The sequence below is a fragment of the Dyella sp. SYSU CM1112 genome (assembly GCF_058216415.1).
The window spans coordinates 1-503 of sequence record NZ_JBZEGI010000057.1; the positions used below are offsets into that span (position 1 = coordinate 1).

Annotated in this window: 1 protein-coding gene; it reads right to left on the reverse strand. The window is 67.0% G+C overall.

What is annotated here, in order from left to right; genetic code table 11:
* The coding region (locus tag AC4HNJ_RS21585; protein WP_490481678.1) for a hypothetical protein at positions 1-503 on the reverse strand (503 nt) is incomplete at both ends.

Here is a 503-nt window from a genome sequence, read left to right on the forward strand (position 1 = left end):
GTTTCGTCAATCTGGCGCACCTGACCGATCAAGGCGGTGGTGCCTTTTGGCAACGCGGCTTCGAGCGCATGCGTATCGGGCAGGTGTTGGTACGGGGCGTACAGGCGCCAATGTGCGCCGGTGAAATCGGGCGCGTTGTTCTTGCCGGGATAAAACGCCCCGTCGCGCACAAAACTGTGTGCGCGGCACAAGGTATCGCCCGGGCACGGTGTCGCACGGCCGCCACCGGCCATCACGTAAAGCGGCGGCAGTGACGGACCTGCCTGCTTATCGTCCGGCGCCGGGCGGGCACCATGGCCCGCCACCACAACCCCGGTGGCATCCGTGCTTGCGGTGGTAAAGCCCACGGCGGTGTACGGCACCGCCGTGCCTGTCGCGGTGTGCAGGCCTTTGACGAACAGCGTGTAGCGCGAGCCCGGATACAGGTCATCGGGCAATTGCACGAAGGCCAGGCGACCGCCGTCGGTGCCGATCACATGCACGGGCACCGCGCCTTCCGGCCC